21 protein-coding genes and 1 tRNA gene are annotated in these 21111 nt (G+C 68.3%); 13 read left to right on the top strand and 9 right to left on the bottom strand.

The window, feature by feature from the left end; all coding sequences use genetic code 11:
• Positions 1-4: 4 nt before the first annotated feature.
• The 3 genes from H7A73_RS00985 to H7A73_RS00995 all read right to left on the bottom strand — a co-directional run bounded on the left by H7A73_RS00985 (position 5) and on the right by H7A73_RS00995 (position 1546).
• Positions 5-460 (bottom strand): hypothetical protein, encoded by a 456-nt coding sequence (locus H7A73_RS00985; RefSeq protein WP_182064274.1) that lies wholly within the window; start codon positions 458-460, stop codon positions 5-7.
• The gene (locus H7A73_RS00990; RefSeq protein WP_182064275.1) at positions 457-900 is read right to left on the bottom strand and encodes a hypothetical protein; all 444 of its coding nucleotides are present in this window, start codon (positions 898-900) and stop codon (positions 457-459) included. The genes H7A73_RS00985 and H7A73_RS00990 overlap by 4 nt, the downstream gene beginning before the upstream one ends.
• 193 nt (positions 901-1093) lie before the next feature.
• Positions 1094-1546 carry an SRPBCC family protein gene (locus H7A73_RS00995; RefSeq protein WP_182064276.1) on the bottom strand — a complete coding sequence of 151 codons (453 nt, stop codon included), beginning with the start codon at positions 1544-1546 and terminating at the stop codon, positions 1094-1096.
• Between the two features lie 120 nt (positions 1547-1666).
• Between H7A73_RS00995 and H7A73_RS01000 the strand changes: the two genes are divergently transcribed.
• Both H7A73_RS01000 and H7A73_RS01005 read left to right on the top strand, forming a co-directional pair.
• The gene (locus tag H7A73_RS01000; protein ID WP_071245253.1) at positions 1667-2209 is read left to right on the top strand and encodes an amino-acid N-acetyltransferase; all 543 of its coding nucleotides are present in this window, start codon (positions 1667-1669) and stop codon (positions 2207-2209) included.
• Between the two features lie 64 nt (positions 2210-2273).
• On the top strand, positions 2274-2969 hold the full coding sequence (locus tag H7A73_RS01005; protein WP_182064277.1) for a hypothetical protein: 696 nt from the start codon (positions 2274-2276) through the stop codon (positions 2967-2969).
• Positions 2970-3080: 111 nt separating this feature from the next.
• Here H7A73_RS01005 and H7A73_RS01010 read toward each other — a convergent pair whose 3' ends face one another.
• Positions 3081-3290 carry a cold-shock protein gene (locus H7A73_RS01010; RefSeq protein ID WP_017887662.1) on the bottom strand — a complete coding sequence of 70 codons (210 nt, stop codon included), beginning with the start codon at positions 3288-3290 and terminating at the stop codon, positions 3081-3083.
• Between the two features lie 280 nt (positions 3291-3570).
• Here H7A73_RS01010 and H7A73_RS01015 point away from each other — a divergent pair, with 280 nt between their 5' ends.
• A complete protein-coding gene (locus H7A73_RS01015; RefSeq protein ID WP_182064278.1) occupies positions 3571-3954 on the top strand; it encodes an SseB family protein in 384 nt (127 codons plus the stop codon).
• A gap of 4 nt (positions 3955-3958) precedes the next feature.
• On the opposite strand, the gene radA is transcribed toward H7A73_RS01015, so the two are convergent.
• Together radA and H7A73_RS01025 are read right to left on the bottom strand one after the other, a co-directional pair.
• The gene (radA, locus tag H7A73_RS01020; protein ID WP_182064279.1) at positions 3959-5320 is read right to left on the bottom strand and encodes a DNA repair protein RadA; all 1362 of its coding nucleotides are present in this window, start codon (positions 5318-5320) and stop codon (positions 3959-3961) included.
• A gap of 10 nt (positions 5321-5330) precedes the next feature.
• Positions 5331-6338, bottom strand: coding sequence for an SGNH/GDSL hydrolase family protein (locus H7A73_RS01025; protein WP_182064280.1), 1008 nt, complete (start codon positions 6336-6338; stop codon positions 5331-5333).
• 144 nt (positions 6339-6482) lie between these two features.
• On the opposite strand from H7A73_RS01025, the gene H7A73_RS01030 reads away from it, so the two are divergent.
• Positions 6483-6572: transfer RNA gene (locus H7A73_RS01030), tRNA-Ser, on the top strand.
• Positions 6573-6931: 359 nt separating this feature from the next.
• Positions 6932-8629: an acid phosphatase gene (locus tag H7A73_RS01035; RefSeq protein WP_182064281.1), complete on the top strand. Its 1698-nt coding sequence runs from the start codon at positions 6932-6934 to the stop codon at positions 8627-8629.
• A 51-nt stretch (positions 8630-8680) separates the two neighbouring features.
• On the opposite strand, the gene H7A73_RS01040 is transcribed toward H7A73_RS01035, so the two are convergent.
• Positions 8681-9178 (bottom strand): MarR family winged helix-turn-helix transcriptional regulator, encoded by a 498-nt coding sequence (locus H7A73_RS01040; protein WP_182064282.1) that lies wholly within the window; start codon positions 9176-9178, stop codon positions 8681-8683.
• Between the two features lie 96 nt (positions 9179-9274).
• Between H7A73_RS01040 and H7A73_RS01045 the strand changes: the two genes are divergently transcribed.
• Entirely contained in the window at positions 9275-10216 is a 942-nt protein-coding gene (locus H7A73_RS01045) for an EamA family transporter (RefSeq protein WP_182064283.1), read from the top strand.
• Here H7A73_RS01045 and H7A73_RS01050 read toward each other — a convergent pair.
• Complete coding sequence (locus H7A73_RS01050; protein WP_182064284.1) at positions 10176-10700, bottom strand: hypothetical protein; 525 nt, start codon at positions 10698-10700, stop codon at positions 10176-10178. The two genes, H7A73_RS01045 and H7A73_RS01050, sit on opposite strands and share 41 nt — an antisense overlap.
• Before the next feature lie 515 nt (positions 10701-11215).
• Here H7A73_RS01050 and H7A73_RS01055 point away from each other — a divergent pair.
• The 6 genes from H7A73_RS01055 (at position 11216) to H7A73_RS01080 (ending at position 18554) form a co-directional block, all read left to right on the top strand.
• Positions 11216-11899, top strand: a complete 684-nt coding sequence (locus H7A73_RS01055; RefSeq protein WP_182064285.1) for a hypothetical protein — start codon at positions 11216-11218, stop codon at positions 11897-11899.
• Positions 11900-11982: 83 nt separating this feature from the next.
• The gene (gene wecB / locus H7A73_RS01060; protein ID WP_017887643.1) at positions 11983-13149 is read left to right on the top strand and encodes a non-hydrolyzing UDP-N-acetylglucosamine 2-epimerase; all 1167 of its coding nucleotides are present in this window, start codon (positions 11983-11985) and stop codon (positions 13147-13149) included.
• Positions 13150-13169: 20 nt separating this feature from the next.
• On the top strand, positions 13170-14369 hold the full coding sequence (locus tag H7A73_RS01065) for an MFS transporter (protein ID WP_182064346.1): 1200 nt from the start codon (positions 13170-13172) through the stop codon (positions 14367-14369).
• 16 nt (positions 14370-14385) lie between these two features.
• Positions 14386-15648: an FG-GAP repeat domain-containing protein gene (locus tag H7A73_RS01070; protein ID WP_017887641.1), complete on the top strand. Its 1263-nt coding sequence runs from the start codon at positions 14386-14388 to the stop codon at positions 15646-15648.
• A 3-nt stretch (positions 15649-15651) separates the two neighbouring features.
• Complete coding sequence (locus tag H7A73_RS01075; protein ID WP_182064286.1) at positions 15652-17382, top strand: FAD-dependent oxidoreductase; 1731 nt, start codon at positions 15652-15654, stop codon at positions 17380-17382.
• Positions 17379-18554 (top strand): acyltransferase family protein, encoded by a 1176-nt coding sequence (locus tag H7A73_RS01080; protein WP_182064287.1) that lies wholly within the window; start codon positions 17379-17381, stop codon positions 18552-18554. Before H7A73_RS01075 ends, H7A73_RS01080 begins: the two co-directional genes overlap by 4 nt.
• Positions 18555-18603: 49 nt before the next feature.
• Here the strand turns inward: H7A73_RS01080 and H7A73_RS01085 are convergent, their stop codons facing one another.
• Complete coding sequence (locus H7A73_RS01085) at positions 18604-19488, bottom strand: helix-turn-helix domain-containing protein (protein ID WP_182064288.1); 885 nt, start codon at positions 19486-19488, stop codon at positions 18604-18606.
• A gap of 214 nt (positions 19489-19702) precedes the next feature.
• Between H7A73_RS01085 and H7A73_RS01090 the strand changes: the two genes are divergently transcribed.
• The gene (locus tag H7A73_RS01090; RefSeq protein ID WP_182064347.1) at positions 19703-21088 is read left to right on the top strand and encodes an MFS transporter; all 1386 of its coding nucleotides are present in this window, start codon (positions 19703-19705) and stop codon (positions 21086-21088) included.
• Positions 21089-21111 lie beyond the last annotated feature (23 nt).

A 21111-nucleotide genomic window follows, 5' to 3' on the forward strand; every position in this document is an offset into this window, starting at 1 on the left:
CGCGTCACCGGAAGATCCCGGGCTGGCCCTCGGGGTCGAGCAGCCCGATCCGCAGCGCGAGCTGGTCGGCGACGAGCTCGACGGTCTGTTCGTGCGGGGTGTCCAGCGAGCGGGTGAAGGCCGTCCGGCCGGAGAGCAGCCCCGTGTACGCCTGGTGGTCGCAGCCGGTGTCGTCCATGAACACGTGGGCGAGTTCGTGCAGCACACAGGCCACACGGGAGCGCTCGGACAGTCCGGGGCGGGTCTCGAGCAGTGCGTGGTCGGTGCGCTGGATGAGCCGCGCGGACAGGTCACCCGGCAGCTCGGTCGTGCGCACGTGGATCGGCTTGCCGAGCGCCGCCTCTGCCCGTGCGGTCAGCTCCGGCAGGGACAGCCGACGGGGGAGTCCGAGGCGCTGCACGCGGCGGCGGGCCGCGGTCTGCCGGCGCAGGGCGTCGAAGCGGTCGCGGTACCCGCTCACGGTGTGCTCCCCGACTCGTCGAGGCGGCGCAGGTGGTCGGTGAAGTCGCGGATCTCGTCCGCCGAGGCGAACTCGCCCAGACGCCGGGTGGCGAACGCGACGACCTCGCGCTTGCGGAGTTCGAGCACGAGCTCCAGCTGCGCCTGCACCCGCTCCGGCACGTCCGTGCTGCCGGCCGCGTCGGTCAGGTACTCCGCCGGGACGCCGAAGTAGGTCGCCAGAGCGGCCAGGAGTCGCTGGTCGCGGACGGCCGGACCGTTGCCACCGAGCATGTAGCCCCAGCGCGGTCGACTCATCGACGCACCCTGCGCCTCGATCTCGGCGGCGATCTCCTTGTACGGGGGACGCTGGCCCGAGTTCGCCTCGACGACGTCCATCAGGAGCTGCAGTTTGCGCGACAGTTCCCGACGGTGCGCGTCGTCGTCGTTGTACTCGATCACGTGACCCCACTCTCACATCTGTCTCAGACATGGTAAAACTGAACCAGCGCGTCGGCCGGTGTCACCACTCTGCCAGGCTCGCGCTCGCTCGTCAGGTCGGCATTTCGATGGGGGGATGCCGAACGGGGGGACGAACGGACGGGAGGCGCGGTGCCAGCTGGCACCGCGCCTCCCGTCCGTCGTGTGGTGCGGACTACGCCTGCACGTCGCCGCGCCAGCCCGGCTGGGTCGGTGCGTTCTCGACGCGCTCCTTGTAGTTCTGCAGGTCCTTCTTCACGGCGTGCCCGCCGACGCCCACGGCGGAGCCGAGCTTCTCGAGGAAGCCGGAGGGCTCCCAGTCGATCTGCACGGTGACGCGGGTCTCGGCGTCGGAGAGCTTGTGGAAGGTGACGACGCCGGCGTGGTCGGTCTCGCCGTCCTTGACGGTCCAGGCAACACGCTCGTCGGGGTGCTGCTCCGTGATGAGGGCTCGGAACTCGCGCTCCTGGCCGGCGATCTTCACGGTCCAGTCGGTGGTCTTGTCGTCCACCTGGACGATCTTCTCGACCTCGTCGAGGAAGTGCGGGAACTCCTCGAAACGGGTCCACTGGTCGTAGGCCTGGCGGACGGGGACGTTGACGTCGACGGTTTCGATGATCTGAGGCATGCACCGGACGGTAGGCCGATCGACCTGGGTGGCACTCAGCAGCGCTGTCCCCCTGCGGTACCGTCCGGGCGTCGTCGCGGACGGCGTGCGCGTCCGGCGTCGCGCAGTAGTGTGGGGCGGATGACAGAGCACGGGAAGCACGCGTTCCATGAACGTGACGACCACGGGATCCTCGTGCGCCCGGCGCTCGCCTCGGACGTCCCGCACATCCAGCGGCTCATCGCGCCCTACGTCGACCGGCGCATCCTGCTCGGCAAGGAGAACGTCGCGCTGTACGGCTCGATCCAGCAGTTCCGGATCGCCGAGGGGCCCGACGGCACCCCGATCGGGTGCGGCGCGCTCGCGGTGTTCTGGGACGACATCGCCGAGGTGCGCACGCTCGCCCTCGACGAGCAGTGGATCCACAAGCGCGTCGGGCACCGGATGCTCGAAGCGCTGGAGCACGACGCACGTGAACTCGGCGTCGCCCGGATCTTCTGCCTGACCTTCGAGGTCGACTTCTTCGCGAAGCACGGGTACCTGGAGATCGGCGAGAGCGTGGTCTCACCGGACGTCTACGCCGAACTCGTCCGCTCGTCGGACGAAGGGGTCGCGGAGTTCCTCGACCTCGCGCGGGTCAAGCCGAACACCCTCGGCAACACCCGCATGCTGAAGAACCTCTGACGCTTTCTCGTGCCGCCCGGCGGGGTTGGCGTGCGTCTGCCGTGCCGTTGTCTACCCTGTGCGCATGTCGTCGTTGCGTCACCCCGTCGGGCCCGAGAAGCCGGTCGTCTACTGGCGTCGTCGGGCGCTCGTGCTCGGGGCGCTGCTGGTCGTCGTCCTGGTCGTGGTGCTCATCGTCGTCGGGCGGGGGAGCGGGGCGACTTCGGCGGCGCCGAGTGCGTCGGCCTCTGCCGGTGCCGGTTCCGGTGCGTCGTCTGCCGGGTCTGCCGGTTCCGGATCTAGGTCCTCGCGGTCTGCGGCGCCCAAGCCGGCGGCCTCCGCGTCGGCTTCTGCGTCGAAGCCCGCTGCTGCCGACGGCTCGACCTGCACGAAGGACCAGATCGTCCTGACCCCGGTGCTCGACAAGTCGGCCTACGGCCCCACTGAGGACCCGAAGATCGCGATGTCGATCAAGAACTCCGGCACGAACTCCTGCCACATGGACCTCGGGTCGGCGCAGCAGGTGCTGACGATCAGCTCGGGCCAGGAGCAGTACTGGTCGTCGAAGGACTGCCAGACCGGCGGCACGAACCAGGACGTCACGATCAAGTCCGGTCAGACGCTCACGACCCCGGCGATCGCCTGGGACCGCACCCGCTCGTCCACGTCGACGTGCGACTCGTCACGGCCGGCGGTCACCGCGGGAGGCGCGAGCTACCACCTGCAGGTCGCCGTCGGGAACCTCGAGTCGAAGACCTCGGTGCAGTTCATCCTGCAGTAGCCGGGTCCGCGGTTCCGATCCGTTCCGGTTGTGCTGTGCCGATGAGGGGTGCCGGAAACAGCAACAGGCCCCGTCGTCCGAAGACGACGGGGCCTGTTCAAGCTGATGTGATCAGCCGAGGACGGTGATGTTCTCCGCCTGCGGGCCCTTGCGGCCCTCGGTGATGTCGAACTCCACCTTCTGGTTCTCCTCGAGCGACTTGTAGCCGTTGCCAGCAATCGCAGAGAAGTGCGCGAAGACGTCAGCGCTGCCGTCGTCCGGGGCGATGAAGCCGAAGCCCTTTTCGTTGTTGAACCACTTGACGGTACCGGTAGATGCCATGATGGCGTTTCCTTAGCTTTCTTGCTTCCGCCAAGGTGCAGATGCACCGACGGAGACCCCGACGTACGTCGACGGGGGTGATGCGCCACGCGGGCAGGTGCCGGCGGGACGGGTTCGGGGTCAGGCCTGTCGGCCAGTGACCCTGGGGCCCGGGTTGAGGGGCAAACCACCTCGCCCGGACGTTGAGCGCCGCCGAAGCGGTTCCATCAGGCTAGCGTGCTCTGGGCCGACTGGCTACCCGTGCGTCACGGAACGACGAAAATCTGGTGGAATTGAGCTGATGGCAGACAAGGAACAGCGCTTCCGGAGTGAACAGCTCGAGGAAGCCCTCGCGAAGCAGGACGTCGCTGCGGTGGCGTTCGCGCTCCGCCACGACATCGTGATCGTCCCCCGGCTCGTCACCGGCAAGAAGGACATGCAGGTGCGGGTGTTCGGCCGAGAGGGGTCGGACAAGCGCATCCTGCTGCTGTTCTCGTCGGCGGACGCCTACACGGCGATGGTGCCGGACGAGAAGATCCGGCAGGTCATGGTCTACGACGGGCCGCGGCTCGAGGAGTTCCTGGCCGCCCACCTCGACATGCTCGAGGGCGTGTTCTTCGACATCGCCGGCCCGCACACCATGCAGGCCGCACCCGAGGACCTGCTGGCCGCTTTGCGCGCGTAGCGCCTCAGAACGCGCGGTCGAGCTCGCGTTCGCGCGGGGACTGCGTCATCGAGAACGCCACGCGCAGGGCTTCGCGCAGGTGCCCGGAGTCCGAGCCGAGCACCGTCGTGAACCCGAGGCGGGTGGCCTCGTTCACGCGCTGCTTCGTGCCCGTGGCCGGACGGATCTCGCCGGCGAGGCTGATCTCGCCGACGGCCGCGAGCGTGTGCGGATACGGACGGTCACGAGCGGCGCTGGCGAGCGCCAGTGCGATCGCCAGGTCGGCGCCGGGCTCCGTGAGCTTCATGCCGCCCACCGTGGAGACGTAGACGTCGGCGTCGGACAGCTTGAGGCCGGCCCGGCGTTCGAGGACCGCGAGCAGCATCGCGACACGGGAGGCATCGACACCGTTCACGACCCGGCGTGGCTGCGGTGCCGAGCTCGGGACGATGAGCGCCTGCACCTCGACCGGCAGCGCCCGACGCCCCTCGAGCGCGACGGTGACGCAGGTGCCGGACACCGGGGTGGCGTTCTTCGACATGAAGAGGCCGCTCGGGTCGGGGACCTCGTGGATGCCGTCGCCGCCCATGTCGAAGCACCCGACCTCGTCCGTGGGGCCGAAGCGGTTCTTGAGCGCCCGGACGAAGCGCAGGGCGGTCTGCCGGTCGCCCTCGAAGTGGCAGACGACGTCGACCAGGTGCTCGAGCAGCCGCGGGCCGGCGATCGTGCCGTCCTTCGTGACGTGGCCGACGATGAGGACGGGCAGGGCGCGGTCCTTCGCGATGCGGATCAGGGTCGAGGCGACCTCGCGCACCTGGGACGTGCCACCCGCGATGCCGTCGATCGAGCTCGACGAGATGGTCTGCACGGAGTCGGCGATGAGCAGGTCGGGCTGCACCTGGTCGATCTGGCCGATGATGACGCCGAGGTCGACCTCGCTCGCCAGGTACAGGTCGTCGTGCATCGCCCCGGTGCGTTCGGCGCGGAGTCGGACCTGGTCGACGGACTCTTCGGCGCTGATGTAGAGGACGCGCTTGCCCGAGGCTGCGGCTCGGGAGGCGACCTCGAGCAGCAGGGTCGACTTGCCGACACCCGGCTCACCGCTCAGCAGGACCGCCGCACCCGGCACCACGCCGCCGCCGAGGACACGGTCGAACTCGCCGATGCCGGTCTGCCAGCGCTGCACCGAGGTGCCGCGGGCCTCGGTGATCGGTCGCGCGGCCCGGGCGCCGGTGACGGCGACCGCTGACGTGCCACGGGTGCTCGCCGACGCCGCTGAGCTGTCTTCGACAGTGCCCCAGGTCTGGCATTCACCGCACCGGCCGACCCACTTGATGCTGGTCCAGCCGCACTCGGTGCAACGGTAGAGGGACTGCGGGCGCGCCATGTCGTCGAGGCTAGGCCGTACGGCCGACATCACCGGCGTGGTCGCCCGGCTCGTCCGGTCCGCTTGGTTCGTCTGACTCGTCTCGTTCGTCGGGCACCGCGATCGACCCCGTCATGCGGTGGCGGAGGCGCTCGACCGGCCCCGGCCCCTGGCGCGAGGCGTGGTCGAGTGCCTCGGCGCCGTCGGTGTCCTGCTCGGCGCGGGCGTTCGCCACCGCCCCGGCTTCGCGACCGAGGTTCTCGGCCTCCCGCACGGACAGGTAGTGCCGGATCGCCGCCACGGTGTCGACCCGGGCGTCGACCGCCGGCTCGAACGCGCTCGCCCAGACCTCGTACCCGCGGTCGTTCGGGTGGAACAGGTCGCCGTAGCTGTTGAAGAAGGTCCGGCGGACCCCGACGCGCTTCGTGATGGTGTGCAGCGGCGCCACCGTCAGCCCGAACTCGTCGGCCACCCGGTGCACGATCTCGTTCGCCACCGCCACCTTGCGCTCCCGGTCCGGCACGAACATGCACGGCAGCTCGGCCACCACGGCGTGCGAGGGGACCGCGCCGTAGATCGCCCGGATGTTCCGCTCGAACTTGTCCGGGTGGAAGTCGGCGATGTCGTTCGCCCCGATCGACACCGTGCAGACGTCGGGCGCGTAGTGCCGGAGCTTCGGCAGCTGATCACGTTTCGCGCCCCACGTGGTCGAACCGGAGACGCTGAGGTTCACCACCCGCACCGACATGTGGGAACGATGCCGGATGCGCCGTGCGAGCAGCCCCACGTAGCCGCGCCCGGGTGCGGTCGCGCCGACGCCCTGTGCTGCCGAGTCACCGATCGCCACGTAGAGCAGCTGCCCCTCGTGCTGCTGGCGTTCGCGCCACCAGTCGGCGTGGATCGGGAGCATGTCGACGACGCGTTGCGCCGCTGCCCGCTGGCCCTTCACGCCGGCGCGGGCACCGACGGCTGCGGCACCGACGACGCCGAGGCTGCCGATGACGGAGGTGAGGAGTGCGATGAGCGTGCGGGATCTCATGCCGTGGACGGTACGCCCGCCGGTCTTGCCGGAAGCGAGGAGGACCTGTGGGTGTGGGGGAGAGCCCTGCAGGTGACCGCCTGTGGAGGGCGAGCCGACCCGGGGTGTCATCACGGACCTCCCGGATCGTGTAAACTCTTTCCCGGTACCGTGTCCGAGCGGCCGAAGGATCATGTCTCGAAAACATGTGTGGGGGCAACTCCACCGTGGGTTCAAATCCCACCGGTACCGCCATCCAGAAGAGCCTCAGATCCCCGTCCAGACGGGGATCTGAGGCTCTTCTGCTTCTCGGCGTTGGACCCGGTGCCGTTCCGTGGTGGGCGACAGCAGCGAGTACGGCGGTGGTTCACGCAGGTGCCACTTCCGGTTCACGAGCCTGCGCCACGCTTCTGCTCTGTGTCACCGAGTCGCGTGACCACGCCCCGAGTGGAGAGAACGCCATGCGCCGGTTCCTGATCGCTGTTCCGAGACGTCGGGCCCGCACGGTGCTGGGGGTCCTGGCGGTGGCGTGCGCCGTGTCCTTGATCGCTCCGGCGGGAGCGTCCGCGGCGACATCGCGAACCGCGCCGCGTCCAGGGGCCTACGGGTACTTCGTGGACACCTACAAGACGAACACCCCTGCCGCTACGACGCCGGAGACGAACGCCGCGACCGGGGTGCTGTCGCAGTTCGGCAACCTGTGGAGCCCGGGATCGTCGTGGGACAACGGGGTCGCAACCAGTGCCGCAGCGCAGCGGATCCTGGACTCGAACATCGCGCAGGCAGCGCGGACCACGCAGACCCGCACGGATGCGCAGGGGCACGAGGCGTACCTGATCGACCGACGGAACCAGAGCTACTCGGCCATCGCGGGTTTCGGTGACCTGTCCGACGCGGTGCGGACCGCGACGAACGCCGGCACCACGATCCCCGACGAGATCCCGGCGGATGCCACGACGAAGCAGTACGTCGACCAGGGCAACGCGAAGGGGTCGTGGGCGGACACCGATTCGGAGCTCGGCGAGGTCGTCCAGCTGGTGAACACGCTGCGTGGCGACTACTCCTCTGCCAGCAACGCGAAGAAGTACTACCAGTACGCGCGGCCGTACCGGCAGAGCCAGGACGTGCAGGTCCTGCCGCAGCTCGTCCCCGAGAAGTCGCCGACGCCCGCCACCGACGGCGGGTTCCCCAGCGGACACACCAACGCCGGCTACCTGGCTTCCCTGGCGTTCGCGTACGCGTACCCGGAGAAGTACACCGAGCTCCTCGCCAACGGCTCGGAGATCGGCAACAGTCGGATCGTCGCGGGGATGCACTCACCGCTCGACGTCATGGGCGGACGGGTCCTGGCGACTGCGCTGGCGGCGGCCGTCCTGAACGACCCGGCCAACACGCAGCTCGCGCAGCAGGCGCACCAGCAGGCGGAGAAGTTGCTCGCCGCTGCCGGCCCCAGCGCCGTCGATCGGGACGCGGACTACGCGTCGGACAAGAAGGACTACCGCGGGCGTCTGACGTACGGGTTCACGCGGACCGGCACGAAGACGATCCCCGCCACGGTGCCGAAGGGTGCCGAGGCGCTCCTACGGACCCGCCTGCCGTACCTCAGCAACGACCAGATCCGAGAGGTGCTCCGGACGACCGCGCTGCCGTCGGGCTACCCCCTGCTGGACGACGCGGAAGGGTGGGGGCGCCTCGACCTCTTCTCGGCAGCGTCCGGCTACGGAGCGTTCGACAGCGCGGCGACGGTCTCGATGGACGCCGCCGAGAAGGGACTCGACGCCGCCGACACCTGGCGCAACGACATCGGCGGGAACGGGTCGCTGATCAAGCGGGGGACCGGCACCCTCACCCTCGCCGGCTCGAACCGCTACACCGGCGGCACCGTCGTCCGCGGTGGGACGCTGATCGCGGACTCCGCTGCTGCCCTGGGCAAGGGGTCGGTGACCACTGTCTCCGGCACGCTCGCCGAGGCCAGCACGAGGGTGATCCGAATCGGCGGCAACCTGACGCAGCGCTCGCACGCCGCACTGTCGCTGAGCGTCTCCGGGCCCCGTCCTACCCTGCGCGTCGAGGGCACGGCGTCGTTCGGTGGGACGCTGCGGGTGCACGTCGCCAAGGGCACGGCCGTGGCGAACGACTTGGTCCTGATCACGGCGGACCGGATCGCGAAGGGCTCGAGCTTCAGCCGGGTCCGCATCGCCGGCCTGCCCGCCGGGTACGAGCCCGTGGTGGAGCGCCACGGCAACGAACTGCACCTCGTCAACGCCAACGCGACGAAGCACGGCCACGGCCGGAGCCACGGCGCCGCCTGAGACGGAGCGCGCCAGGCCGGCTCCGAGTGCGGCCGGCACGACGGGGTGTGCTCAGGCCGCCCCGTCACCGAGGCCGAGCAGCAGCTTCCGGAGGAGTCCGGCCAGCTGCTGCTCCTCGTCGCTGCTCAGCGTGCCGAGGAGCGCCCGTTCGTTCTCGACGTGCCGGGCCAGCGCCGCGTCCACCACCGTCAGCCCGTGATCGGTCAACGTGACCAGCACGCTCCGCCGGTTCGCGGGGTCGGTCTCCCGCGTGACGTAGCCCTTCGCGACGAGCCGGTTCAAGCGGTTCGTGACGGCGCCGGAGGTCACCATCGTGGCGGCGAGCATCTGTCCGACGGCCAGCCGATGTGGCGATCCCGAACGTCGGAGGGTCGCGAGGAGGTCGAACTCACCCGGCAGCAGGTCGTGCTCAGCGAGGACGGCACCGACCTTCCGGTCAAGGATCGCTTCGGCACGCCCGATGCGCCCGATGACGGCCATCGCGCGGACGTCGAGGTCTGGTCGTTCCCGGCCCCACTGGGCCAGGACTCGATCGACGGCATCCTCCATCGGACCACTCCTTCACGCTGAACTGTTTGACGCGAGCCTAGCGGAGCCATAATGGCTCAACGTTGAGAAGTTCAGCATGAAGGAATCGAGGCTCCGATGACCGATCGCCCACTGTCCACGTCGGCGACGGCCGGCCTCACGCTCAGCGCGGCAGTGGCGCCGATCGTGTGGGGGTCGACCTACGTGGTCACCACCGAGCTCCTGCCCGCCGATCACCCGATGACGGCGAGTGTCCTCCGTGCGCTCCCCGCAGGCCTGCTGCTGCTCGCGCTCCGGCCGGGAGTCCCACCGAGGGGCTGGCGCCTCCGGACGTTCGTGCTCGGCATGCTCAACATCGGGTGCTTCTTCCCGCTGCTGTTCGTCGCGGCCGACCGGCTGCCGGGTGGCTTGGCGGCCATCGTCGGTGCGCTCCAGCCGCTCGTCGTCGCGGCCCTCACCCTGGCGCTGCGGTGGGGACGGCCCGCGATCACCCACGTGGCGTGGGGAGTCGTGGCCCTGGTGGGCGTCGCGCTCGTCTCCCTCAGCGGAGGTGCCGTGTTCAACGTGCTCGGGCTCGCGGCCGCGGCGCTCGGGACGGTGTCCATGGCACTGGGGCTCCTGCTCACTCGTCGGTGGGGCACCCCGGAGGGCACACACCCCCTGACCTCGACCGCATGGCAACTCATCGTCGGGGGCGTGGTGATCGCCCCGCTCATCCCGATCGTCGACAGCGGGCCGTGGCAGCCGACCGCCGCCGGGTACGCGGGGTACGCCTGGCTCACGCTGGTCGGTGGGGCCCTGGCCTACAGCGTCTGGTTCCGAGGCGCACGGGCGCTGCCGTCAGCCCGGATCGCGTTGTTGGGCGTCCTCAGTCCGTTGACCGCTGCGGTGCTCGGGTGGGTCGTCCTCGGCCAGGCGCTGTCGCCGCTGCAGATCGTCGGCTTCGTCGTCGCGCTCCTCGGTTCCCTGGGTGGGCAGCTCGGACGAGCGGGCTCTCGGGAGACTCCTCCCGAGTCACTCAGCCGTAGATCGAGTCCGGGATCTCCGGGCAGGCGGTGACGAGCTCGTAGTACTGGGACTGCGGCAGATCGACCGACCGGTACGGCGACCACGCCCCGTCGCTGTCGACGAACTCATGCTCGCTCGGGCCACGCTCCACCGAGATGCCGTGGTCCTGCAGGCACTTCGTGAGCTCGCCCGTGGAGTAGCGGTAGAGCCACTCCAACTGGGACTCGTTGAAAGCGGTCTGGTACTTCGCGGCCATGGGGTACTCGACCCCGCACGTGTACTCAGCGACCGCGAACGCCTCGGACCGTGCGTCCGGGACCTGCCCGGAGGTGAGGCTCGCGTCGGGCATCGCCTTCGCCTGCGGGAACCCCGCGGCGGTCATGCACCGTTCCTGCGTCGGGGCCCAGCCGGCGTGCGAGACGGTCCGGACGCGGTCGACCGCCGGCCGCTCGAGCCCTGGATGGCGTGACTCGACCAGCTGCCACGCCTGGTCGGCGTTCGCGTCGAGGATGTTCTCCGCTCGCACTGCGCTCAACGCATCGGGCTCCGGCCCGGAGGCAGCCCCTGGCGCGGCACATGCGGACAACCCGGTGACCACGGCGATGCAGACCACGCCCGCCGCTGCAGTGAGGAGCTGATGGTTTCGTCCCCGCAAGGTTCCCCCAAAGAATTGCGATCGGTTCGCTCACGTTAGGCGACTCCATGAGGATGCGCCGCACGGTGTTGATCCTGCGGAACAAGATTCCGGCAATCTTCATCATCTGGAAATCGATTTGTTACGTCGCGCTCGTCGTGCAGCGAGAACGGCGGTGCAACGCGCGCGTCCCTAGCGCGCAGATTTCACCTGGGTCAAGAGAAACGCGGAAGCAGCCTGTCACTGTCAGGGAGTGGATGCTTTGGCTGAGCAACTGCTGTCATTGCCTCACTGCGGGACGAGGAAGTGCCACACGGTCAGTCAACCGGCTTCTTCATCCCGCAGTTTTTCCTGTTCAGAGTGGGGGTTCGGCAGGAGCGCCCCCGCCTGGCATCAAATGACTCAGGGGGGTCAGCATGGAAAACACCATCGCCGAGAAACTGAACTTCGACAGCGAACTCGCGACGGTCGCGCTCATCCGGGATGCCGTCGATTTTCCGATCACCGAACGTACAGTGATCGTGAACCTGGCGCAGACCGATGCATTCACCGGTACGACGCAGCTCGCTCCTCTTCCTCCGCTGAGTTCGACGATCCTCGTCAAAGGGGTCGTCACCGGCGAGCTCATCCTCGCCGTCGCGGCGGCATCCGAGGATGAACAGGAGCGGCGTGCGCGCGCCATCGGCTGGCACGACTTCTACGGTGAGGGCGGGCCGGTTCTGCTGAAGTCGCCGCAAGCCGTGATCGGAACGGTGCTCATCGACCGGCGCACGGTGCTCCACCAGCCGACACTTCCGTCGCGGCCCGAACGGTTCACGGTAAAGGCGAACCTGTGGTTCAGCCCGGCCGGCACGGACTGCGGCATCCACAACGTCCATCCGTTCATCGAAGTGCACACACAGATCAGCGGACTCGGGCGAATGCAGAAGTTCGACGAGAAGACCCATCGATCCCTGTACGAGGACCAGATGCTGAGTCCGGGCACCACGAACCCGATCCCGTTCTGTGCCGACGTCGAGGGCACCTTCACCTACCCGTGGCACCAGTACCGAGCCGACTCGGACTGTCTCTGGCTCGCACTCGAGTTCCACGCGGCCTGATCCAGCACCGCCCACCACCACCGACGCCGACCGCTTCGTCACCGGTTCGTCCGGCGTCCCCGAAACCAGGCAGGAGCTCCACCATGAAGACCATCGGCATCGTCTTCGGCACTCGCCCCGAAGCCGTCAAGTACGCACCGCTCATCCACGCACTCCGAGGCGACGAGCGTTTCCGCACCGTGCTCATCTCCACCGGTCAGCACCGGGAGATGCTCACCAGCACGCTCGACGAGTTCGGCATCACGCCGGACGTCGACCTCGCGGTCATGAAGGACGGGCAGAGCCTGTCCGAGGTCACGCACCGGATCCTCGAAGGTCTGTGCTCGGGGAACCACCTCGACGGCCTCGACGCAGTGCTCGTGCACGGAGACACCGCGACGACCCTCGCCGGCGCGCTCGCCGGACTGCACGCGCAGGTCCCCGTCATCCACGTCGAAGCGGGTCTCCGCTCCGGGAACAACTCGTCACCGTTCCCAGAGGAGGCGAACCGCAAGCTCGTCGGTCAGATCGCCGCGCTCCACCTCGCGCCGACACCGGGGAACCACGCGAACCTCATCCGAGAAGGAATCCGAGAGAGCGCGATCACGGTCACGGGCAACACCATCGTCGACGCTCTCGCCTGGGGGATGCAGAACCTCCGCTCCTACGGCGACCCCCGTCTCGAGGACCTCGACACGGATCCCCGACGCGTCATCCTCGCGACCACGCACCGCCGAGAGAGCCACGGACAGCCGATGCTCGAGATCGCTGAGGCCCTCGCGGACATCGCGACCCGCGACGACGTCCGCATCGTCGTGCCGTTGCACCTGAACCCGAAGGTCCGCTCGGTGCTGGTCCCGGTCCTGTCGGGCATCGACAACGTGGACCTCGTCGACCCGCTGCCGTACCTGTCGTTCTGCCGACTGCTCCGTCGGAGTGACGTCATCCTGTCGGACAGCTCGGGGGCTGAAGAAGAAGGCCCCGCCCTGGGGAAGCCGACGCTCGTGCTCCGTGAGGTCACGGAACGCAGCGAGTCGATCCTCACCGGCTCGTCCCGCCTCGTCAGCCGGCATCGTGGCCAGATCGTCGCTGAGGTGCAGCGCCTCCTGAACGACCCGGAGGCCTACGCGGAGATGTCGAACGCGATCAACCCGTACGGTGACGGACGCGCGACCGACCGGACCATCGCGGCCATCGCAAACTACTTCGGCATGGGGCCGGCCGTCATGCCCTTCGTCCCCGGCGCCGACGTGGTGCCCTCGCTCGCATGACCACGCCTTCGACGGCGAGGGTGCCCGCCGGTCTCGTCGCGCTCGCGATCGGTGGGTTCGGCATCGGCCTGACTGAGTTCGTCATCCTCGGATTGCTCCCCGAGGTCGCGACGGACTTCGCCGTGTCCATCCCCCAGGCGGGGTACCTCGTGTCCGGCTACGCCGTCAGCGTCGCATTCGGCGGTGTCTTCGTCACGGCGGTCACGGCGTCGATGCGCCCGAAGACGGTGCTGTGCACCCTGATGGTGCTCTTCATCGTCGGCAACCTCGTCTCCGCCGTGGCGAGCGGGTTCGGAGTGATGCTCGTGGGCCGGATCATCGCGGCCCTGTGCCACGGCGCGTTCTTCGGGATCGGTTCGGTGCTCGCCGCCTCGCTCGTCCCGGCGGACCGACGGGCGCGAGCGATCTCGATCATGTTCCTCGGACTCACGATCGCCAACGTGCTCGGGGTTCCGCTCGGCACGTTCCTGGGACAGTCGTACGGCTGGCGGTCGACGTTCTGGACCATCACGGCGATCGGCATCATCGCGCTCCTCGGCCTGCTGGCGTTCATCCCGACACGGGCCGCGGAACAGCGACCGGCAGGACAGTTCCGCCGAGAGCTCTCGGCGTTCCGCAACGGGCAAGTGTGGCTGTCGATCCTCGTGACGGTCTTCGGCTTCGGTGCGATGTTCGGCACGTTCACCTACGTCGCACCGATCCTCACCGACGTCGCTGGTTTCCCTGACGCAGCGGTTCCGTGGATGCTCGTGCTGTTCGGTGGCGGACTGTTCGTCGGCAACATCGTCGGTGGACGCGCCGCGGACGTGCAGCTCGACCGGACGCTCCTCATGCTGCTCGGCGCACTGATCGTCGTCCTCGTCGGCTTCGCGATCGTCGCGGGCACACCGTGGGCAGCAGGCCTCGCACTCTTCCTGCTCGGTGCCGTCGGCTTCGCGTCCGTACCGGGGATGCAGATGCGCGTCCTCGAGTTCGCCTCTGCGGCCCCGACCCTGGCATCGGGCGTCAACATCTCCGCCTTCAACGCGGGGAACGCCATCGGCGCCTGGTTGGGCGGTCTCACGATCACCGCTGGTCTGGGCTACCGGTCGCCGATCATCGTCGGCGCTGCGCTCGCCACCACGGCGCTCATCCTCATGATCGCGGCAGCGAGCGCGCATCGGCGCCGCTCCGCATCGTCTCCCACAGCGGCTCCACGCCCCGTCACCATCCCCTCCTGAACCGGAAGGCACACTCATGACACTCGAAGCACTCCGCCCCGCGTCGCCGGCCCTGGCGCTCACCCCGCCGTCGTTCGACTCGGAGACCGTCACCGACTTCCTCCGGGACGGCTACTGGCTCGAAGCAGCCGACGTCGACGGCGACGGCAACCTCGACCTCATCGGCTACGGCCTGACCGTCGGGGAGATCTACTGGTACAAGTCCCCGACGTGGGAGAAGCACCTCATCGTCGACCGGATCAAGGAACCGGTCGGTGCCGACACGGGCGACATCACCGGCAACGGGCTGCCCGACCTGGTCGTCTGCTACCAGCTGTACGGTCCGGGCGGAACCATCCACCACGCCGACGGCGGCGGCGGCAAGATCGACTGGCTGGAGAACCCCGGTGACCCGGCCACGGCCACCGAGAACTGGAAGCGACACTACGTCGGCCGGGCGACCGGCATGCATCGCCTCCGTGTCGGGCACTTCTCCCGGACCGACCGCGTCCAGATCATCGGGTTCCCGATCGTCGCGGTCGAGGACGTGCACGCGGTCCTCCCGGTGATGTTGTTCACCCAACCCGACGACCCCACTGCGGAATGGGACGCCGAAGTGATCAGCCGCACCGATTTCCGGATGATCCACGGCGTCGCCAGCAAACCCGGTCTCATCCCCGGTTCCGCTCTGGACACCATCCTGATGGCGTCCGACGAAGGCGTCACTTGGCTCTACTACGACGATGTGACCGGACGGTTCGCCTGGGAACACATCGGCGACGGTGAGTCGAGCCAGTTCGAGCAGACGACGTTCAAGGGCTCCGGCGACGTCGACGGGGGCCGGATCGGGGACGACCCCCTGGCGTACGTCGCCGCGATCGAACCGTTCCACGGCAACACCGTCGCGGTGTACACGCGGACCACCGCCGATGCCACGGCGTCGACGTGGCAGCGGCACCTCCTCGACATCTACGGCGACCCGAACGAGAACGGTGAGGGCCCCGGCCACACGGTGATGTGTCGTGACTTCGACGGTGACGGCGACGACGAGTTCCTGATCGGCCTCCGCGGGCCCGATCCCTGGCAGGGCGCCTACTACTACAAGGCAGTCGACTTGGAGAAGGGGCTGTTCGTGAAGTGGAAGGTGTCCAGCGAATCCATCGCCCGCATCGTCGCGGGTGACTTCGAAGGCCGCGGGATCGACGACTTCGCCACCATCTCGTACTCGGTGCCGCACTACTTCGTCGCGCCGAAGGCCGAGATCACCCTCCACCGCAACCGCACGCCCCAGGAAGGCTGAACCATGCAGGCGAAGACCAGCACCGAAGTACCTCCCCCGAAGAACAGGGTCGGCCGACGGGGGTTCCTGTTCGGCTCTGCCGGCACAGCCGCGGCCGGGGCGATGATGGCGCTCGAGAACGGCAATCCGCTCGCAGCGATGGCGTCCGAGACGAACCACGATGCGCGCACGGTGGCAGGGGCCACGATCACGGCGAGTGATTCCCGGTACCTGGACATGATGACGGGCAACAACGTCCGATTCGTCGCTCGGCCCGACTACATCCGGCTCATCGGTTCGGCGAAGGACGCGGAGAGTGCGGTCCGATCGGCAGTCCGCGCCGGCAAGAAGCTCTCCGTCCGCAGCGGCGGCCACTGCTTCGCCGACTTCGTGTGCAACCCGGAGGTCGAGGTCATCCTTGACCTCTCCACGATGACGGACGTGTACTACGACCCCGCGATGCGCGCGTTCGCCGTCGAGCCCGGTGCACGGCTGCTGAACGTGTACGAGAAGCTCTTCAAGGGGTGGGGTGTCACGATCCCGGGAGGCATCTGTTACAGCGTCGGCGCTGGCGGCCACATCGCCGGTGGTGGGTACGGCCTGCTCACCCGTGCACACGGCCTGGTGGTCGATCACCTCCACGCGGTCGAGGTCGTGACCGTCGACGAGCACGGCACGGTCTCGACGCACGTGGCCACTCGTGAGTCCAAGGGGGCGCTCGGCGACCTCTGGTGGGCGCACACCGGCGGTGGTGGGGGGAACTTCGGCATCGTCACGAAGTACTGGTTCCGATCCCCCGGCGCGACGGGGACGAACCCGTCGGACCTGCTCGTGAAGGCACCGTCCCGCGTGCTCGTGAGTGCGCTGTCGTTCCCCTGGGACCAGGTGGACGAGACCGCCTTCCGACGGCTCATGACCAACTGGAACACCTGGCACGAACGGTACAAGGACCCCGGCACGCCGGAATCGAACCTGTCGAGCCTGTTCAACCTGAACCACCGGGCACACGGCAGCCTGGGGATGTTCACCCAGATCGACGCGGATGCGCCGGACGCCGCTGGTGTGCTGCATCGGTTCATCGCTGCCATCACCGCCGGCGTCGATGTCAGCTCGGAGCCGATGACCGCTCCCAGCGGTGAGCTCCCTGCACTCCCGGACTTCTACGAGACCAAGCAGATCTCATGGATGCAGGCAACTCGGACGGTCGGCACGAACAATCCCACCATCACGAACCCGACCAGTCGTGGCGCGCACAAGAGCGCCTACTTCAAGAAGGGGTTCACGGACCGACAGCTCGGCGTCATGTGGAAACAGATGACGCGGACCGACTTCACCAACCCGGACACGATGATGGTCGTGTTCTCCTTCGGGGGCCAAGTGAACGCCGTCGCCGAGGACGCCACCGCGAACGCGCAACGCGACACGATCTTCAAGATCTGCCTGCAGACCTTCTGGCAGGACGAGAAAGACGACGCCTTCTACCTCGGCTGGGAACGGGAGACCTTCGAGGGGCTCTTCCCGGAGACCGGTGGTGCGCCGGTTCCCGGCGATCAGATGGACGGTTGCTACATCAACTACCCCGACGTCGACATGGCGGATCCGAAGCGCAACCGGTCGGGTGTGCCGTGGTCGACCTTGTACTACAAGGGCAACTACCCGCGGCTGCAGCGCGCGAAGCGACGATGGGACCCCGCCAATCACTTCACGCACAAGCTCGGTGTCGAGCTCCCGCCGAGGAAGGACGGGAACCGATGACCATCGACGCCCCCACCACGAAGCGGCCACCGAAGCTGCCGTCGCTCACCGGTCTGCGCTTCTTCGCTGCGCTGCTGGTCTTCGGGTTCCACATCACGCTGTCCGCGTCTCCGATACCGCCGAACGATCCGATCAACCTCTTCGCGGACGAGCGGGTCGCGGACACCGCCGAGAGGATCTTCGTCACCACGGGCTACATCGGCGTCTCGTTCTTCTTCGTCCTCAGCGGGTTCCTGCTCGCGTGGGCCGCGAAGCCCGGTGAACGGATGACGTCCTTCTGGCGGCGCCGACTCGTGAAGATCTTCCCGAACCACCTGGTGATGTGGGTGCTCGCCATGGTGTTGTTCGCCGCTTCGATCACGCCCGCACACGCAGTCGTCCTGAACTTCTTCCTGCTCAACTCGTACTCGCCCGACGGCGCCGTGAACGTCGCCGTGAACCCACCGTCCTGGACACTCTGCAGCGAGTTGTTGTTCTACATGCTCTTCCCGCTCATCATCATCGGGCTGCGGAAGATCCCGGGGAACCGGTTGTGGTTCTGGGCGGCGATGATGGTCGTCGGGATGATCCTGGTGCAGATCATCAACCTGACCGTCGTGCCGGACAGCCCGAGATCCGCGCTCACCCCCGTGTCCTCGTTCCAGTTCTGGTTCGGCTACATCTTCCCGCCGGCACGCCTGTTCGAGTTCATCCTCGGATCGCTCCTCGCCCGTATCGTCATGGAGCACCGCTGGCCCGCGGTGCGCATGTGGCAGGCACTGCTCGCGTGCGCCGCTGGCTACGCGCTCGCCAACGTGGTGCCCTTCGTGTGGACGTTCAACGTGGCGACGATCGTCCCCATCGCGATGCTCATCGCGACGGCGGCCAGCGGTGACGCGGCCGGTAGGTCGACCTTCCTGCGGTCTCGGCCGATGCAGTGGCTCGGTGACACGTCGTTCGGGTTCTACCTGTGTCAGGGCGTCGTCATCTTCTGGGTCCGCCAGATGATGCAGAACGCGACCTTCTCGACGCCGGTGGCGCTGTTGCTCATCGCGGCGTTCTTCGGTCTGACGATCCTCGGCGGCTGGGCGCTCTACGCGCTCGTCGAGAAACCCATGATGGATCGGTTCGCACGGCCTCGTCGGAAGTTGCTCCCGGCGCCCGAGCCGGCAGTGGCGACGCCGACGGTGTGAACAGCGAGAAGGCCCGACCCCAGCGGGGTCGGGCCTTCTCGCTGCGCGCTCAGCGCACAGCCGGAGCAGCGTTCGTAACCCGTTCCTCCACTCCGCGTCCGAGCAGCTCGAGCGCACCGGCTGCAGCTGATCCGGCGTCCGGCGTGTACATCAGGACGCGGTGGCCGGAGTCGTCCGGCGGTGTGAGCACTTCGAAGTTGAGGTCGAAGTCGCCGACCTCCGGATGGCGGAACGACTTCAGGCCGGACACGCAGTTCTCCACGGGGTGCTTCGCCCACAGCGTGCCGAACTCCGGGCTCTTCACGGTCAATTCGCCGACGAGCGCGGTCAGCTGCGTGTCTTCGGGGCTCTTCCCGCCGAGGACCCGGAGGGACGACACCGCCCGGACAGCTTCTTCCTGCCACCGCGTGTACAGCTCGCGGGTGTGGGCATCGAGGAAGAGCATGCGCGTCATGTTCGGCCGCTCGCCCATCCGCTCGGGGCTCTCGAAGTCGAGGTGCCCGGCGACCAGGCGGTGCCCGAGGGCGTTCCAGCCGAGTACTTCACTGCGTTTGCCGATGATGACCGCCGGCGTCGATGCCAGCGAGGTGATCAGCCGGACGGTGCCCGCCCGGGCGTGGTCCGGCTTCGCGGCAGATCGCCGTTTCGGCGTCGAGTGCTCGGGACGCGCAAGGTTGAAGAGGTGTGCACGCTCGTCGGCATTCAGGTTGAGTGCACGGGCGATCGAAGCGATCACCGCCTCGGACGCGTTCGTGCTCAGACCCTGCTCGAGCCTCGAGTAGTAGGTCGGGCTGACACCGGCGAGCATGGCGAGCTCCTCGCGGCGGAGTCCCGGAACCCGGCGCACACCGTAGCCCTGCAGCCCGACGTCTTCGGGCTGCAGGGCGGCGCGACGGACGCGAAGGAAGTTCCCCAGTTCGTTCGGACCGTTCATCTGCTCATTCTGCTGCCGGATAGACCGATCTGTCCTGTCACTGTCAGTGACAGGCACGGCGGGGTGTGGCTGGTGGACCGGGTGGTGGCGATGGTTGGAACACGTCAGAACCCTGGCGAACCTGATCCACCGGGCACGAAGAGAGGCCACCGTGACCACTGAACACGCAACGGACGTCACGTCGACCACGTCGACGACGGGCGACGGCAGGGCGATGACGACGAAGCAGCGGGTCGCACTGACCGTGCTCCTCACCGCGAGCTTCACACTCGCCGTCGATTTCTCGATCCTCAACGTCGCACTGCCGACCATCGGGGCCGACGTGGGGTTCGCGATCGAGAACCTGCAGTGGATCGCGACGGCGTTCGCACTGTGCGCCGCCGGCTTCACCCTCCTGATGGGTCGAGTGGCCGACATCGCAGGTCGTCGCCGCATGTTCCTGATCGGGATGGTGCTGCTCGGCGCGGGCTCGTTGGCGGGCGGACTCGCGACGACTCCGGAACTCCTGCTCGTCGCCCGAGTCGCACAGGGCTTCGCCACCGCGATCGTCGTTCCCGCTGCCCTCGCGCTCCTGCTCAGCGCCTTCCCCGAAGGCGCCGCCCGGGACAAGGCGCTCGGGTTGAACGGCTCGCTGATGGCCGCCGGGTTCACCACCGGCGCGATCCTCGGCGGGCTGCTCACCGACCTGCTGTCCTGGCGATGGGCGTTCCTGATCAACGTCCCGGTCGCGGTCGCGGTGCTCGTCGTGGCACCGATGGTGCTGCAGGACAGTCGAGCCGCCCAGCGGACGCGCCTCGACGTCCCGGGCGCCATCACGGTCACGCTCGGCCTGCTCGCCCTGGTGTTCGGGCTGACCACCGCTGCTGAGACGTCCTGGATCGACCCGGTCGTGATCGTGTCGTTCGCCGCCGCAGTGGTGCTGCTCATCGCCTTCGCGTTCATCGAACGGCGTGCGTCGTTCCCCTTGGTGCCGCTCGGTGTCCTCCGGCGCTCCAGCGTGTCCTGGGGCAACATCGCCGGGATGCTCGCGTTCGTCACCGAGACCTCGTTGGTCTTCCTGCTGACGCTGTACCTGCAGAAGGTGCTCGGGTACACGCCACTGGCAGCGGGGCTGTCCTTCGCCGTGCTCGGCATCGGGACGGTCCTCGGTGGTCTCGTCGGTCCGCGGGTCATCGGCCGCTTCGGGAACAAGGCGGCCATCGTCGGGGGCTTCGTCGTCCAGGGGATCGCGACGCTCACGCTCGTGCTGATCTCCGACGACGCATCGTCGATCTGGCTGGTCCTCGCGGCCACGTTCGTCGGAGGAGTCGCGAACCTCGTCGTCATCGTCGGGTTCATGGTCACCGCGACGTCCGGGCTCCCGGAAGGCGAGCAGGGCATGGCCACGGGGCTTACGACCATGAGTCAGCAGGTCGGCATCACGATGGGCACCCCGATCATGAGTGCCGTCTTCACGGCGGTGGCCCTCGCGAGCACCGCGCCGCAGGCCGAGGCCGTGCTGACCGGCGTCACGACCGCGATCTGGGTGAACGGCGGGATCTGCATCGCCGCCGCCGCCGCCGTCGCGCTCTTCCTCCGGGGGCGTGTCAAGACCGCCTGATGGGATCAGGCAGGCGGACGGCC

The organism is Curtobacterium sp. ME12 (assembly GCF_903970855.1).
In the GTDB taxonomy this organism is placed as follows: Bacteria; Actinomycetota; Actinomycetes; order Actinomycetales; family Microbacteriaceae; genus Curtobacterium; species Curtobacterium poinsettiae_A.

Bases quoted from the DNA above. Each gene is read 5' to 3' on its own strand.
- H7A73_RS01005 (WP_182064277.1), top strand. From the start codon at position 2,274: ATGTCGTCGTTGCGTCACCCCGTCGGGCCCGAGAAGCCGGTCGTCTAC.
- H7A73_RS01025 (WP_182064280.1), bottom strand. From the start codon at position 6,338: ATGAGATCCCGCACGCTCATCGCACTCCTCACCTCCGTCATCGGCAGC.
- H7A73_RS01000 (WP_071245253.1), top strand. From the start codon at position 1,667: ATGACAGAGCACGGGAAGCACGCGTTCCATGAACGTGACGACCACGGG.
- H7A73_RS01055 (WP_182064285.1), top strand. From the start codon at position 11,216: ATGGAAAACACCATCGCCGAGAAACTGAACTTCGACAGCGAACTCGCG.
- H7A73_RS00995 (WP_182064276.1), bottom strand. From the start codon at position 1,546: ATGCCTCAGATCATCGAAACCGTCGACGTCAACGTCCCCGTCCGCCAG.
- H7A73_RS01075 (WP_182064286.1), top strand. From the start codon at position 15,652: ATGCAGGCGAAGACCAGCACCGAAGTACCTCCCCCGAAGAACAGGGTC.
- H7A73_RS01070 (WP_017887641.1), top strand. From the start codon at position 14,386: ATGACACTCGAAGCACTCCGCCCCGCGTCGCCGGCCCTGGCGCTCACC.
- H7A73_RS01085 (WP_182064288.1), bottom strand. From the start codon at position 19,488: ATGAACGGTCCGAACGAACTGGGGAACTTCCTTCGCGTCCGTCGCGCC.
- H7A73_RS01015 (WP_182064278.1), top strand. From the start codon at position 3,571: ATGGCAGACAAGGAACAGCGCTTCCGGAGTGAACAGCTCGAGGAAGCC.
- radA (WP_182064279.1), bottom strand. From the start codon at position 5,320: ATGGCGCGCCCGCAGTCCCTCTACCGTTGCACCGAGTGCGGCTGGACC.
- H7A73_RS01045 (WP_182064283.1), top strand. From the start codon at position 9,275: ATGACCGATCGCCCACTGTCCACGTCGGCGACGGCCGGCCTCACGCTC.
- H7A73_RS01010 (WP_017887662.1), bottom strand. From the start codon at position 3,290: ATGGCATCTACCGGTACCGTCAAGTGGTTCAACAACGAAAAGGGCTTC.
- H7A73_RS01040 (WP_182064282.1), bottom strand. From the start codon at position 9,178: ATGGAGGATGCCGTCGATCGAGTCCTGGCCCAGTGGGGCCGGGAACGA.
- wecB (WP_017887643.1), top strand. From the start codon at position 11,983: ATGAAGACCATCGGCATCGTCTTCGGCACTCGCCCCGAAGCCGTCAAG.
- H7A73_RS01080 (WP_182064287.1), top strand. From the start codon at position 17,379: ATGACCATCGACGCCCCCACCACGAAGCGGCCACCGAAGCTGCCGTCG.
- H7A73_RS01090 (WP_182064347.1), top strand. From the start codon at position 19,703: ATGACGACGAAGCAGCGGGTCGCACTGACCGTGCTCCTCACCGCGAGC.